The following is a 12,575-nucleotide window of genomic DNA, read 5'->3' as shown; positions in this document are numbered from 1 at the left end:
CCATTTCAGGTACGTCGGGATTGGCGCGGGGCGGTCGGCTGTCCTTGTCCGGGAGTGCGACCGCCCCGCGAAATACGGGGGTCAGACGGTGGCGATGAGGAGAGCGGCGACCAGCAGCCACAGGTGGTGGAAGGACTGGTCAAGCGCGTAGGCGCCGGTACCGATGTGCGGGTTGTCGTCGTGGCCGGCGCGCGGTGCACCGAGCCGGTAGAACTCGCCCTTGCCGGTCACCTTGGCCAGCCACGCGAGCGTGGTGCGCCGGTCGGCCCACCAGTGCGTGACGGCGTCGACCGTGAGTCCGGCGACGATGCCGAGCACCGACAGACGCAGGTCCAGCAGCCAGACGACCGGCAGCAGAACCGTCACCTTGGTGGCGGTCAGGGTGGCCACGTGCCGGGCGTCCGCAAGCCGGCCGACCCAGCCGGGGTGGCCCTTGTGCATGGACTGGTGGGAGGTCTGTACCCAGTGGTCGCCCACGCTGTGGGCGACGTACAGGGCGACGAACACGGCGGCGAAGGCGGCAGCATCCACGGCGGTCACCGGCTCTCGTCGCGGTGCTGGACGAGCTGAATGGCCATGCGCGGGAAGTCCCCGATGCCGTCGAAGTGCGCGAACTTCACGCCGTGCAGCTCGGCCGCCCGGATCATGTCGCGGAGGATCGAGGCGGCGTCGGCCACCTGCCGGGGCGTCGGGCGGTGACTCGGAGCGAACTCCATTGCGGCCGACTCGACGCGGCGGGCGAGGTCCTCGATGTCGTTCTGGTTCACTGCGCTTCCACTCCTTGACTGTGTCGGGATGGAGACCGGAAGCGGCGGGCTGTCCTTGTCCGGGAGTGCCGCCGCACCGAGCGCTCTACTCGTCGTCGGTGTCCTCGGTGCTGGCGCCGGCGCCCATGACCACGTCGCCGTGGACGATGCCGCCAGACACGGCCACCTGGTCCCCCAGGACCACAGAGCCACCGAACGTGATGTTGCCGTCGCCGAAGTTGAAGACGGCGCCGCTCTTGCTGTCGCTCATGTGCTTCTCCTCTGTGCGTGCCGGATGTGCAGCGGTCGGGCGTTGCTGTGGTTCAGCAGCGTTCGGCCGCTGAACCGATGGAGGCGAGGGTCTGACCCTCGCGAAGGTGCTGCGGACTTCAGATCTGGCAATGCCAGTCACCACCCCGTGGGGTGGATCCGGGCAGGTCATCCGGCCCGACATGGGCGGTCGGGATGATGACCCGCACCCATCGACCACCCGTGTTCAGGTGGCTGGGTCGGCACTCTGTTGAGTTCTTCGCAGCGCTCGCTCCGGGCCGTACATCCGGTCGCTGTTCGTGCAGGTCAAGCGGGGTTTTCAAGCGCCCCGCCCCTTTCGGGGGGAGCCGCTTTCTCAACTCTGCCTCAGAGTGCACTGTGAGGCAGAGCCAGTCAAGTCCTCTCGCGGAACATGCAGCGTGGGCCGCTGGTTCTATCTCTGAGGCACAGGCACTATGAGGCAGAGACCGAGACGAGACTTGGGGTGCAGATGGTCGAGTGGACCGGCAAGTTCGCCTACCAGCAGGTGGCCGATGACCTGCGGCGACGGATCGGGGATGACGAGTTCGCCGAGACCGGACAGCTTCCCTCGCTGGCACAGATCCAGAAGCACTACGACGTCACAGTGACCGTCGCCCGCGCCGCCATCCGTCAACTGACGACAGACGGCCTCGCCGTGAGCCATCAGGGCAAGGGGGCCTTCCTGACTCCGGACGCCGCACGGACTGCACAGCTCGCCGATCCGGTCGGGACCGTGACGGAACTGCGCGAGGAAGTCGAGAAACTGCGCACCGAGGTCGGGGAGCTGCGCCGGCGCGTCGCGACGCTCGAAGGAAGCTGAGCTTCGACAAAGCCGGGGTGGGGCCTGAGCGGTCGCAGCGCGGGGCATGTGCACCTCCTCGTTTCGGTGTGTGCCCTAGTTCACAGCCGCAGCGCGAATATCGGTATCACGTACCACTACCTGAGAAAATCCCGACACTTTTACACATCCGCTTATACACGCTCTATCACAACGTTCCATGGGCCTACTCGGACCGCTACACTCGCGGCTCCGAGTAGTTATCTAGGAGGGGCAGATGGCTCGGCAGCACCCGGATTGGAACCCCGAACTTCTTCGCAAGCACCGCGAACAGATCGGGCTCACCCTGGAAGACACGGGGGAAAAGCTCCGCGAAATCGCAGAGCGCCACGGCTTCAATATTGCCGCGAACTTCCAAACCATCTGGGGCCACGAGAAAGGTTCGGTTTACCCTGGTCCCCATTATCGGCGGGCCTATTGCCGACTTTATCGACGCAATGAAGCGCAACTTGGCTTCCGTCGAGCCCTGCCCGGAGAGGATGCCCCCGTGGAGTCCGCCGCAGCACAGCTTCCCGCCCCACGAGCACAAACGCAGGACGAACAGCCACAAGCCGTACGGCAGGCACTCAGCAGCATTCGATCAGGCACGGACGACGTCGACAGCGAGGCACTCCGAAACCGTGTGGTCGACGCATGGCGGCGCCGGACGAGCGGCGTCACCGATGGCCCCACGGTCGTGCTGGTTGGCGGGTTCGCTGGTTCCGGGAAGTCTGAGTTCGCCAAATTCCTTGGGAGCCTGACCGGGTGGCCAATCCTCGACAAGGACTCCTTGACGCGCCCGCTGGTTGACCAACTCTTGATTGCGCTCGGCGGCGAAGCACACGACCGGAGTTCCGACCTCTATCGCGAAAAAGTCCGCCCACTCGAATACCGCTGCCTCATGGAGGCGGCTTGGGATAATGTGGACTGCGGGATTTCTACCATCCTTGATGCCCCATTCGTCTCGGAGTTTTCGCAAGCCGACTGGATGCAGCGATTTCAGAATCGCTGCCGCTCGAAGCGTGTTTCTGTCGCAACGATATGGGTCGAATGCGACCCAGAATCTATGCGCGAGTACATCGAGTTCCGTGGCGCCGCCCGTGACGCCTGGAAGATGGAGGCATGGGACGAGTACCTGTCGTCGCTCAATCTGGAGTTGCGTCCCCAGGGCCCGCACTTCGTAGTCGACAACCGCCTTGGCGCGGCCGTCGCCCTGGTCGACGAAGCGCGCGATGTGTTGAGTGGCGGTGGGCTGTGACGTCGTCGGGTGTGATCCTGTACGGACCCCCCGGCTCCGGCAAGGACACCATCACCAGTGAACTCGCGCGGCTTCGAACGGAATTCGCGCTCTTTGAGCGACTCAAGGCCGGTCCAGGGCGTACGACGGGCTATCGGCTCACGACCGTCGACCGCATCGACGAACTGGCGCGTGCGGGAGAACTCCTCTATCGCAACGCCCGCTATGACGCCGAGTACGCCATCGATCGGCAGGGCGTCGCGGCCCTGGTCGACGACGGCCGCATTCCCGTTCTGCACATGGGGCAAGTCGTCGGTGCCGGTGCCGTGGCCGCCTTCCCCTTGCACTGGATTCGGGTACTCCTGTGGTGCCCCCTGGACGTCACAGAGTCGCGTTCCGTCGGCCGCAGAGACAAGGACGTAGAGGCACGGGTCAAGGTCTGGCACGAGACCCGCGAGGACCTGTTGGCACACGAAGCCGAACCGTGGACCCTCATCCTCCGGACCGACCACCTAAGCCCAACCGAGTCGGCCAACGCCATCATCGACGCCCTCGCGGCCACCGCCTCAGCCGAGATCCGGGACATCCGGGATCTTGTCGGATGACCACACTCGGCGTCCTGCACCCCGGCAGCATGGGAGCAGCCGTCGCCGCCCAGGCACGGCGCTCCGGTGCTGAGGTTCTGTGGTGCCCGGTCGGACGCAGTGCGAGCACCAAGGAACGGTCCGAGCGACACGGGCTCACGCCGGTACGAGGGCTGAGCGAGATGACCGAGCGGGCCGACATCATCCTGAGCCTGTGCCCGCCGGCCGCCGCTGAAGACGTGGCGCGGGCTGTCGCGGCGTGCTCGTACGCTCGTATCTACGTCGATGGAAACGCCGTCTCCCCCGCGACGATGGCCAACATCAGCGCCATCTTGCAGCGCTCCGGGTCGACTGTGGTGGACGGCTCCGTGATCGGGTCTCCGCCGTCGGACTCGAAGAGCCCTCGCCTCTACCTCTCTGGACCGGTCGAGGCCCTGTCGGCGGTTGCCCAGCTCTTCGCCGGGAGCACCGTGCAGGCACGTCCCTTGCCGGGCGGGATCGGGCAGGCGTCCGCTCTCAAGCTGTCATACAGCAGCTACCAGAAGGCCAGCCGCGCTCTGGCCGCCGTTGCCTACGCCCTTGCCAGTGACCACGGGGTGGAGGCGGAGCTAGTCGACATCGCCCAAGGACGTACGACCAGCTACCTGGCAGAGACCGCGTACTTCCCGAAATTCGCCGCTCGGTCATGGCGCTGGGGCCCGGAGATGACGGAAGCGGCGCACGCCCTCGAAGAGGCCGGTCTTCCCACTGATCTGGCTGACGCCGCAGCCGCCGTGATGGGGCGGTGGACGGGACTCAAGGACACCTCGCCGGATCTCGCGCTCGTAATAGATGAGCTGCACAGAAACCCGCATTGCGACCCGACCTAGACCGTCAGCTCTCGCAGTACATCAATGGCCTCCGCGGCACGCTGCACCACGGCATCGGGCTCGCGGGGGCCATCGGCCCATTCACGGCCACCGGCCACCCAGACCGTCCGCAATCCCGCTGCCCTTGCCCCTCCCATGTCCGTGTCGGGGTTGTCACCCACCATCCATCCTCCGGCGCTCAGCAGGGCACCACACTCCGCAGCCGCAGCCTCGAAGTGGCGGCGCTCCGGCTTTCGGGCCCCTACCTCCTCCGAGATACAAATACCGTCGAAGAGCGGGGCGAGCCCAGTCGCGTAGAGCTTGGCGCTCTGGATGTCGACCGCGCCGTTCGTCGCAATTCCGAGGGCCCACCCTGCACCCCGCAGGGCGGCGAGCCCTTCCCGAACCCCAGGGAAGCAGCGCACCGAACGGGCGACGCCATCGGCGTACTCGTGCCAAAGGTCGCCCGGATCGTCGCTAAGACCGAGCGCCTCCCGAAGGTGTACGAAGTCCGCCGGGTAGGCCCGCTCCCGGAGTCGATCACAGATGACCGACTCCGCCTCGTGGGGCAACCGGCGCGAACGCATGAAACTGCGGGCCCAATCCTCAAGGCCCACACTGCGGTCGATCAGAGTGTTGTCCAGGTCGAAAAGTGCGAGCACACTGCGACGCTACGCGAGGGGTCGCCCGTCAAACTAGCCTCAGTTGGGCTGGTCGGTTTGAAGGATGAATTTCCTGTTCGGGTGTTGGTGACGCCATAAGGCCGAAAACCCAACTGTTCAACTCTGTGATGGAGGTGTTGAGTTGGTCTGCGATCTGCCGCGGCCTGATGCCGTCTGCCCAAAGTGCGCTGAACACCTTTTGTAGAAGCATTGATGACTCGCGGGAGGCATCTCCGGGTTCTCCTGTCCTGAACCCTAGCCGCCCCAATTCAATGACGGATTGACGATACTGCCACTCTGTGATCCTGCCTAGAGCGTGTAGGCGGTACGTCAATGCCAGGGCTGATACGTTCCAGTGTTTCCTTGATCTAATGATTTGATCTGTAGTTGGGCTTTCTGGAACTCGGGCCGCAATGCTGCGTCGAGGCATCAGCAACGTAGACGCGAATTCGTCCGCTTCCTTTTCGGCCGCTCGCGTCCTCACTCCGGCCTCATCGTCGCAGTGCATCATGAGATGTCCGAGCTCGTGGGCAACGTCGAAACGGCTACGAGCTGCTGACTTCAGTGTATTAAGGAAAATGTATGGTCTCCCGTCGCGCCAGAACGAGAATGCATCGACTTCTTTATATTCCGGCGCAAGTGAAAAGACGCGAACTCCATGGGCTTCGACCAGGTGAATCGTGTTCCTGATGGACTCACTTTCTCCCATGCTCCAAGCGGATCGAAGGTATTCAACGTTCAGCTCCGGAGTCATTTTCCTTCCTGGGGTCGGGATGTGCGGAGCTGGAAGGGTAAATAGATCGTCCATCCAGTGGCTAAATTCCACGGCTAGACGTGATTCCGACAATGCCGCATCGCGAATGTATGCCGATAGCTTACTTCGGGCGCGAAAACTTACAGATGCTGGATCGATCTCATCGATCTCGGGCGCTGCAAAGAATGAGAGTGGAAAACCTAGAACTTCTGCGATTCTCTCTAGGGTGTGCGGCGACGGTTGCTGGCGATCGTGTTCGTAGTTCGAGATGCTTTGGCTGCTCACGCCAACCTGATTTCCAAGCTCGACAAGTGTCATGCCGCGACGCTTGCGAGCTAGTGTCAACCGGGATGGCGTGAACATTTGGATTCCTTTCCTTCTAGATCGTCAGGGCTTCCGCCTCTCGACCGGAACTTCACTGGGCGGACCGAACCCGTCGTTGGGGTCGTTGTCGATGGAGTCGAACTCGTCACCGTCGACTGAATACGGAGTGGGTGGGAGGATGCGGTCATACCAGTCCTTCACGTACCCCTTGGCGTTCAGGCGCTCGGGCAGCGAGACTTCGTGTCGGATCTCCTTCTTCTTTTGATCAAAATAGACCAACATGAGCCAGAGGTTGTAACCGGCCAGCTCGTCTGTCTCTTCCACTGCCTGGAAGACTGAGCGACCGAGAAGGGCGATCTGCCCAAGTGGCACATTGCGCTCTACCAGCTTCTTGGTGAGCTCGCCCTTGGGGTAGCGCGAGCTGGGTTGCAGCCTCCCAGACCTCTGGCCAGTCAGCGGACTGCCACTCGCTACCCCCAGGGCCACCCGCGTGCGGGAGTTGAGCATGACGGGAAGGACGCCAGCCAGGTTGACGCGACGCCAATCGTCCTCGCCGTCCAGTTGGCGGCTCAGGCTTGTAACGAGCCCGTTGTACGCGTAGATGCCGGGGGCGATCTTGGCTGCGTGGTCCTTCGAGCACAGTCCGCGTTCTGTGTTACTCGCTCCAAGCGCTTGACGCAGCACGTCCCCGCGGAGGCCGAGGCTCGTGACCCGAGCCTCGTATCCCGCATGGGTCTCTGCTGCTACAGATTCGATCATCCTGCCTCCAGGCTTAGGGAATCCGGCCCTCGGATGAGGGCTCGAATCAATAAGCCAGCCTACAGGGGCGCACTGACAGCCAAGGCAGGAATGACTCGGCGGAGTCGCACGGTTGGCTGTCGAGGGTGCCGCCGCCCGCGGGGGTGGCGACATCAACCGATGACATCAACACCGGCGTACGGCAACGCACAGCGGCGTACTGATGGCGTGTACCTTGCACAGCTCACCTCGCGCTTGAGGAGGTTTCCGCGTGGGCCGCCGACGAGTGCGCCCGCCTACAGATCAGATGAAAGTCCTGCATGCCGGCCGCCCGTCGGCTGTCATGGATGGGACCAACCTGTCTGGAGGGAAGCGTGCCTCAGAGTCACGAAGGAATCCTCGTTCCAGTGCCGCGCGAGAGCGGACCGTGGAGCATGCAATGGCAAGTCAAGTGCCCCGCGTGCGGCATCGCAGAGGTGGAGCAGGGAGATGGTCCCGACCACGAGGCGGTCACGGTCCATCCTGACCGGGACAGTCACGGCAGTCCCCTCGGGACCAGAGGCGGATTCGTCAGTGTGGAACTGACCTGCGCAGCAGGCCACGGTTTCGACTTCATCATCAGCAACCACAAGGGGGCTGAGTTCGTCGGTGTTGTCCCACGAACCTGATCTCGTTGTCCTAGTCGTTGTCCAGTTCGCCTACGTACGCCACTGTCCACCGACGTACGCGCACCCCGTCTGAACTGCCCCGCGAACCCCTGCGGACGCCCCTGAACTGCCACGCGCACAGTTGGAAAGCGTGTTGGGGGCAACCCCTCACGAGTTCGAATCTCGTATCCTCCGCCAGTGCCTCACCGGGCACGACTCGAAGGGCCCCACCGTTCGCAGTGGGGCCCTTCGACGTTGTCCGTCTCTGTTTCCGTCTCAGTTCACAATTCCGGTGACATCCGGTTCAGCCGCCTGCGATGCTGCGCGTCATGCTCATGATCGCCACGACATCGGCCGCAGCCTCCTCCGACCCGACAGGGGTCCTGATCTTCGTCGCAGCCCTCGGGGCCGCAGCCGTCTACATCGGAGGAAGGTTGGTCTTCAACCTGCGCGGTGCCGTTGACGCAACGCTGGCGCGAAGACGGGCCGCCCTGGAGCTGAAGGGCCAGCGCACAGGCAATCTGAGCCTCGCGGACACCGAGAGCCTCGGCCCCGGATTCTTCAAGATCCTGGGCAGCGTCATAGCCGTGGCAGGACTTGCCCTGCTGGCCCTGAGCCTGATCCTCGCGACCAGCTGAGCCGACACCGCCGGGGGCGTCAGACGTTGCCCCAGAGCGCGTCGCCGACCTGGTGCGCGACCTTGCGGAGCATGGTCCCGGTCACGTGCATGTAGCGGGCGCGCATCCGGGCCGCTCCCCCGGGCTCCCAACCCATGATCGAGTCGATCACGACGTCCGGGACGCCGAGGATCAGCAGGACGGTCGCGGCAGTGTGGCCACGTCATGGAGACGGCCGTTCCGGACGCCCGCGTCCCGGAGGAGCCGCTTCCAGACGTGGAAGTCGGTGTTGGGGCTCAGCGGTCCGCCGATCGGCGAGGCGAAGACGTACCCCTTGCCTGCCCAGTCGGCACCGGCTGCGATCCGCTCCTGCTCCTGGGCTTCCTGGTGCTGGCGGAGAATCTTGATCAGCGGATCGGGTAGACCGATGGTGCGGCGCCCGGCCCGGGACTCGGTCGACTTGTGCTCGCGACGGGTCTGCTCCCGCTTGGGGCAATAGCCCGCCTTCCGGCCGCACGGGTTGGCACCGCAGCCGTGCGCGTACTTGGGGCGCGGCCGGTTCTTGCGGATGCGGACGTACCCGGAGGTGAGGTCGACGTCTTCCCAGTGCAGGCCGAGCGCCTCCCTCTGTCGGAGACCGAGCGCCAGGGCGACGACCCAGCGCGCGCTGTTGCGGAGCTTGGCCGCTTCGACGAGGAGGCTCTGCACCTCTTCGATCGTGTAAGGCTCGATGTCCTCTTCTTCGAGGCGGGGAGCCTCGGCGATCTCGGCCGCGTTGGTGGCGACGTGCCCGCGTCGGACGGCCTCACCGAGGGCGACCCGGATGGTCCGGTGGGCGTGGTGGGCAGTGCCGGCCGAGCTCCCGGACGCCTGCATCTTCCGGTAGAAGCGTTCGAGGTGCTCCGGCTCCAGACGGTCGAGCTTGTGGGCGCCCAGGCCAGCGACGAGGTGAACGCGGACGTCCACCTCGTAGCCGTCGTACGTGTTCTCGGAGACGTACGGCTTGGCGATGTTCTCGACCCAGTGCTCAAGCCAGCTCTGGACCGTCCAGCCCTTGCCCGCTTTCCGAAGCTTCTTGTCGTCCCGGGCCCGCTCCATCTCGCGGACGGCCTTGGTCACCTCGGCCTTGGTCTTGCGTTCGATGTGAGGACGCCGCAGCGGCAGCGGCGGACCACCGGTGCGGCCGTCACGGTCGAGTACATCACCACCTCGGGCAACCGAACCGTACGCACCCTCAGGGACCTGGAACTCGATCCGCCCTACCTTGATGCCTCGTGTCACCTGCACGATACGGAGCGCGCCTTCACTCTCTCCCGCATCCACGGCGTGATGCCGGCCAGGCCGAGGTGCCTGATGGCACCCCACCAGGCACCTCGCGAGATATACTTGACCCCACATTTGATATCAGGAGGCGTGTATGAGTCGGACGGTTATCGACCTGGACGACGACCTGGTCGCGGACGTGGCGAAAGCCCTCGGGACGAACACCAAGAAGGAGACCGTCAACACCGCTCTTCGCGAGGTGTTGGAGAGTCGGCGTCGCGCCCTGGCTCTCGCCCGGCTGCGGGCCGCGGCGGGCGACGGCGCATTTGATCTGGAACTGTTCGAGAACAAGGAGAACTACCGCAGGTGAACGCGGCCCAGTTCCTGATCGACACCAGCGCGGTCGCGCGGTTCATGCGCGGGGAAGCGGAGCAGTACGGCTGGGACCAGGCCGCCGCGGCTGGACTCATCGCGACCTGCCCGATCACCGAGCTCGAGTTCTTCTACAGCGCACGGTCAGTTGCCGACCGGGCGCGCGGCATCGAGGACATGCGGCTGATCTTCGGCTGGGTTCCCGTCGATGACCGCGCCTACGACCGCGCCTGGCAGGTCCAGGAAGCCCTCACCAAGCAGGGGAAACACCGAAGTGCCGGAGCGGTCGACCTGGTCGTCGCCGCGACCGCTGAGCTGCAGGGGCTCACCCTGCTCCATCGCGATCACGACTTCGAGTGCATCGCCGCAGTGACCGGGCAAGCCCCCCAGTGGTATGGCCCGGAACACGGCAAGTAGGTCAGCAGTGGTTGCAGTTCTGGTTGCGTTCACCGCCGTACGACATCGTTCAGAAGCCCCACCCGAGTCGGCTGCATCGCAGGTCAGAACGCTCCCGCACATCCCCGTACCCCCAGACGAACATGTGGAAAGCGTGTTGGGGGCAACCCCTCACGAGTTCGAATCTCGTATCCTCCGCCAGTGCCTCACCGGGCACGATGTCGAAGGGCCCCACCGTTCGCGGTGCTGTTGGCCAACCCGGTCGGCCACGTCGGCTCCGCGGCATGTGTGCCGGAAGCCGTGAGCACTAGATCGGTCTAGTGCTCACGGCTTCCGGGGAGAGTGGTCCCCGCGGCGGATTTGCCAACAGCATCGTTCGCGGTGGGGCCCTTCGACGTTGTCCGTCTCGGTTTCCGTCTCGGTTGGCATCGGGCAGTAGCCCGCCTTCCGACCGCTTACGAGGCCGTGATCACTCGTGCCGAAGCAGCTCCCGCTCAAAGCCGCTTCGTCGACCCAGCTGCTGAATGCGCCCGGTGCCGATCGGTCGGTGCGGAAAGAGCAGGTCAGAGAGGTTTCATCAGCCGTGGCCGCCAATCGCTGTCCGCGCGCCGAAGTGGCTGGAATGCGATTATTGAGCCATAAGGGTGATCGCTCGACGATCGCGAGGGAGCGGCAGGTGGACGTCTCGGACGAACTCCTTCGACGGACTGAACCGTCGGCTCTGCTGTACCCGGACGGCATCATCCGCTCCCTGAAAGCCGAGATGGCCACGGCACTCGGCAGGCCGGCGGAACAGTGTGTGGGCCGATACGTAGGGGAGCTGGTGCCCGAAAGTCAGCAGAGCGTGGTCGAAAGCGTCGAAAGCATCGTGGCCCACGGGAGTAAGAAGAGGCCGGCGACGCAGGTGCTGGAGTTTCCCAGGCCGGGCAGGGCGTCCGTGGTCTCCCTCGTCGAGGCGCGACCGACAACGACCGCCGAGGGCGAGCCGCTGGTATGGGTGCCCGTACCGAACTGCTCAGCGCCTGGCGCAGGGCATGAGCAGGGCGTGAGCAAGAGCTCGGCTTCTGTGGTTGGCCGACGTGCTCCTGCAGGCAATGGACAGTGACGGCATCCTCGGCGTCCAGACCTGCACCCGGGCCGTGATCACCGCCGACGGCGTCCAGCCTCATCCGCGGGACGCCGAACTCACCCGGATGGGGTACGAGTTTTCTCTCCCCCGGGCACTGGAGAGTGCGCTGCGCCGGGCGGCCAAGGCCGGCCTGCCGATGATCGTGACCGAGCACGCCACCCCGGCGAACGGCAGGTACTGGACCCGCGGCAAAGGAACCGCTCAGCGCCTCACACAGGGCCCGAGCGGGGGGGTGAGCAGGAGCGAGCAGGGAGTGAGTCGGGGGGTGAGCCGGGGGGTGAGCAGCACCGCCGACGGCAAGCTCCGGACACGAGAGCAGGAGCTTTCCACCGCGACTCCGTCCAGGCCCGGAACCACGGGCCGTGGGGCGCTCGGGTGGTACGTTCCGCCGATCAGGTGTTACCTGGTGTGAGGGGAGAAAACGGGAGGGGTAGAGACATCTCGGGCCAAAGGAGACCGAAATATGCGCAGGAAACCGGTCATGCAAGCCCTGGCCGCCGCCCTCCTCACAGGCGGTGTCGTCGTGGGAGTGGGCGCGGCCGCCAGCCCGGCCTCGGCCACCACCAACGGCGTCGCGTCGCTGTCACCCAGCAGCCTGGCGAACGGCGGGTGCCGGGGAGGCTTCAACGGAGGCTTCAGCCCGTACTGCGGGTACGGGTTTGGGTTCAACAACGGGTTCAACAATGGGTTCAACAACGGGTTCAACAACGGGTTCGGGAACGTCGGGTACTACCCCATAGGCGGGTACGGGTACGGCAACACCCCCGTGGTGATCATCATCCGCTGACACACCGACGGCGTGGAAGGCGACCGTCAGCAGAAACAGGAGGAGGGCCGCCGCGTTGCTGCGCGGCGGCCCTCCTCCTGTTCGGACGTCCCCCGGCCCGCACCGATGACTGCACCGATGACTACGCGCATCGACTACCTGCAGCACGTCGCCGCCGGACGTTGTCCGGGGAAACCCGCACTGTTTGTGCAGGACGCCCAGGTCCGCATCGTCGGCGATGCGCTCGACCAGCACACGGCCGAACGCCGCCAGCCGGTCCCTCGCCGGTGCTCGAAAGAGGGTGCCCTTTCCCACGCCGGCCGCCTCCGCGACCTCGTGCATCGTCATGTGTTCGGCCGGTGGTGACGTCGACGTCGTCCGGTG

At 65.0% G+C, this 12,575-nt stretch carries 17 protein-coding genes and 1 pseudogene; 11 read left to right on the top strand and 7 right to left on the bottom strand.

The window, feature by feature from the left end:
• Positions 1–81: 81 nt before the first annotated feature.
• From RV986_RS27500 to RV986_RS27490, 3 genes are all read right to left on the bottom strand, one after another.
• Positions 82–531: a transcriptional regulator gene (locus tag RV986_RS27500; protein WP_475924452.1), complete on the bottom strand. Its 450-nt coding sequence runs from the start codon at positions 529–531 to the stop codon at positions 82–84.
• Positions 532–536: 5 nt separating this feature from the next.
• Positions 537–767, bottom strand: a complete 231-nt coding sequence (locus RV986_RS27495; RefSeq protein ID WP_475919950.1) for a hypothetical protein — start codon at positions 765–767, stop codon at positions 537–539.
• A gap of 85 nt (positions 768–852) precedes the next feature.
• Positions 853–1,017: a hypothetical protein gene (locus tag RV986_RS27490; RefSeq protein ID WP_475919949.1), complete on the bottom strand. Its 165-nt coding sequence runs from the start codon at positions 1,015–1,017 to the stop codon at positions 853–855.
• 489 nt (positions 1,018–1,506) lie between these two features.
• Between RV986_RS27490 and RV986_RS27485 the strand changes: the two genes are divergently transcribed.
• The 4 genes from RV986_RS27485 to RV986_RS27470 all read left to right on the top strand — a co-directional run bounded on the left by RV986_RS27485 (position 1,507) and on the right by RV986_RS27470 (position 4,544).
• Entirely contained in the window at positions 1,507–1,857 is a 351-nt protein-coding gene (locus tag RV986_RS27485) for a GntR family transcriptional regulator (RefSeq protein ID WP_475919948.1), read from the top strand.
• A 235-nt stretch (positions 1,858–2,092) separates the two neighbouring features.
• A complete protein-coding gene (locus tag RV986_RS27480; RefSeq protein WP_475919947.1) occupies positions 2,093–3,112 on the top strand; it encodes a P-loop nucleotide/nucleoside kinase family protein in 1,020 nt (339 codons plus the stop codon).
• Entirely contained in the window at positions 3,109–3,696 is a 588-nt protein-coding gene (locus RV986_RS27475) for an ATP-binding protein (protein ID WP_475919946.1), read from the top strand. The genes RV986_RS27480 and RV986_RS27475 overlap by 4 nt, the downstream gene beginning before the upstream one ends.
• On the top strand, positions 3,693–4,544 hold the full coding sequence (locus RV986_RS27470; RefSeq protein WP_475919945.1) for an NAD(P)-dependent oxidoreductase: 852 nt from the start codon (positions 3,693–3,695) through the stop codon (positions 4,542–4,544). Before RV986_RS27475 ends, RV986_RS27470 begins: the two co-directional genes overlap by 4 nt.
• Here RV986_RS27470 and RV986_RS27465 read toward each other — a convergent pair.
• From RV986_RS27465 to RV986_RS27455, 3 genes are read right to left on the bottom strand one after another with little or no spacing between them, the layout of a single operon-like run.
• Positions 4,541–5,185, bottom strand: a complete 645-nt coding sequence (locus RV986_RS27465) for an HAD family hydrolase (RefSeq protein ID WP_475919944.1) — start codon at positions 5,183–5,185, stop codon at positions 4,541–4,543. The two genes, RV986_RS27470 and RV986_RS27465, sit on opposite strands and share 4 nt — an antisense overlap.
• Positions 5,186–5,213: 28 nt before the next feature.
• On the bottom strand, positions 5,214–6,302 hold the full coding sequence (locus RV986_RS27460) for a helix-turn-helix domain-containing protein (protein WP_475919943.1): 1,089 nt from the start codon (positions 6,300–6,302) through the stop codon (positions 5,214–5,216).
• A gap of 24 nt (positions 6,303–6,326) precedes the next feature.
• Positions 6,327–7,022, bottom strand: coding sequence for a hypothetical protein (locus RV986_RS27455; RefSeq protein WP_475919942.1), 696 nt, complete (start codon positions 7,020–7,022; stop codon positions 6,327–6,329).
• A 955-nt stretch (positions 7,023–7,977) separates the two neighbouring features.
• Here RV986_RS27455 and RV986_RS27450 point away from each other — a divergent pair.
• The gene (locus RV986_RS27450) at positions 7,978–8,286 is read left to right on the top strand and encodes a hypothetical protein (RefSeq protein ID WP_475919941.1); all 309 of its coding nucleotides are present in this window, start codon (positions 7,978–7,980) and stop codon (positions 8,284–8,286) included.
• A gap of 19 nt (positions 8,287–8,305) precedes the next feature.
• On the opposite strand, the pseudogene RV986_RS27445 reads toward RV986_RS27450, so the two are convergent.
• Positions 8,306–9,426 (bottom strand): annotated as a pseudogene (locus RV986_RS27445) (tyrosine-type recombinase/integrase); the annotation flags it as partial.
• Between the two features lie 256 nt (positions 9,427–9,682).
• Here RV986_RS27445 and RV986_RS27440 point away from each other — a divergent pair.
• The 6 genes from RV986_RS27440 (at position 9,683) to RV986_RS27415 (ending at position 12,557) form a co-directional block, all read left to right on the top strand.
• Positions 9,683–9,898, top strand: coding sequence for a type II toxin-antitoxin system VapB family antitoxin (locus RV986_RS27440; protein ID WP_318325532.1), 216 nt, complete (start codon positions 9,683–9,685; stop codon positions 9,896–9,898).
• Positions 9,895–10,317 carry a PIN domain-containing protein gene (locus RV986_RS27435; protein ID WP_475919940.1) on the top strand — a complete coding sequence of 141 codons (423 nt, stop codon included), beginning with the start codon at positions 9,895–9,897 and terminating at the stop codon, positions 10,315–10,317. Before RV986_RS27440 ends, RV986_RS27435 begins: the two co-directional genes overlap by 4 nt.
• 454 nt (positions 10,318–10,771) lie before the next feature.
• Entirely contained in the window at positions 10,772–11,401 is a 630-nt protein-coding gene (locus RV986_RS27430) for a PAS domain-containing protein (protein WP_475919939.1), read from the top strand.
• Positions 11,391–11,837: a hypothetical protein gene (locus RV986_RS27425; RefSeq protein WP_475919938.1), complete on the top strand. Its 447-nt coding sequence runs from the start codon at positions 11,391–11,393 to the stop codon at positions 11,835–11,837. Before RV986_RS27430 ends, RV986_RS27425 begins: the two co-directional genes overlap by 11 nt.
• 51 nt (positions 11,838–11,888) lie before the next feature.
• Positions 11,889–12,212: a hypothetical protein gene (locus RV986_RS27420; protein ID WP_475919937.1), complete on the top strand. Its 324-nt coding sequence runs from the start codon at positions 11,889–11,891 to the stop codon at positions 12,210–12,212.
• 117 nt (positions 12,213–12,329) lie between these two features.
• Positions 12,330–12,557, top strand: a complete 228-nt coding sequence (locus RV986_RS27415; RefSeq protein WP_475919936.1) for a hypothetical protein — start codon at positions 12,330–12,332, stop codon at positions 12,555–12,557.
• Positions 12,558–12,575: the final 18 nt, after the last annotated feature.

Source organism: Streptomyces sp. RLA012 (genome assembly GCF_056270325.1).
Note: the sequence above shows the minus strand (reverse complement) of the source record. Positions and strands in the feature narration are given on the sequence as shown.

Coding starts and splice junctions, on each gene's coding strand:
- RV986_RS27440 (WP_318325532.1), top strand. CDS start 9,683: ATGAGTCGGACGGTTATCGACCTGGACGACGACCTGGTCGCGGACGTG.
- RV986_RS27455 (WP_475919942.1), bottom strand. CDS start 7,022: ATGATCGAATCTGTAGCAGCAGAGACCCATGCGGGATACGAGGCTCGG.
- RV986_RS27485 (WP_475919948.1), top strand. CDS start 1,507: ATGGTCGAGTGGACCGGCAAGTTCGCCTACCAGCAGGTGGCCGATGAC.
- RV986_RS27425 (WP_475919938.1), top strand. CDS start 11,391: ATGGACAGTGACGGCATCCTCGGCGTCCAGACCTGCACCCGGGCCGTG.
- RV986_RS27480 (WP_475919947.1), top strand. CDS start 2,093: ATGGCTCGGCAGCACCCGGATTGGAACCCCGAACTTCTTCGCAAGCAC.
- RV986_RS27420 (WP_475919937.1), top strand. CDS start 11,889: ATGCGCAGGAAACCGGTCATGCAAGCCCTGGCCGCCGCCCTCCTCACA.
- RV986_RS27460 (WP_475919943.1), bottom strand. CDS start 6,302: ATGTTCACGCCATCCCGGTTGACACTAGCTCGCAAGCGTCGCGGCATG.
- RV986_RS27470 (WP_475919945.1), top strand. CDS start 3,693: ATGACCACACTCGGCGTCCTGCACCCCGGCAGCATGGGAGCAGCCGTC.
- RV986_RS27415 (WP_475919936.1), top strand. CDS start 12,330: ATGACTACGCGCATCGACTACCTGCAGCACGTCGCCGCCGGACGTTGT.
- RV986_RS27450 (WP_475919941.1), top strand. CDS start 7,978: ATGCTCATGATCGCCACGACATCGGCCGCAGCCTCCTCCGACCCGACA.
- RV986_RS27490 (WP_475919949.1), bottom strand. CDS start 1,017: ATGAGCGACAGCAAGAGCGGCGCCGTCTTCAACTTCGGCGACGGCAAC.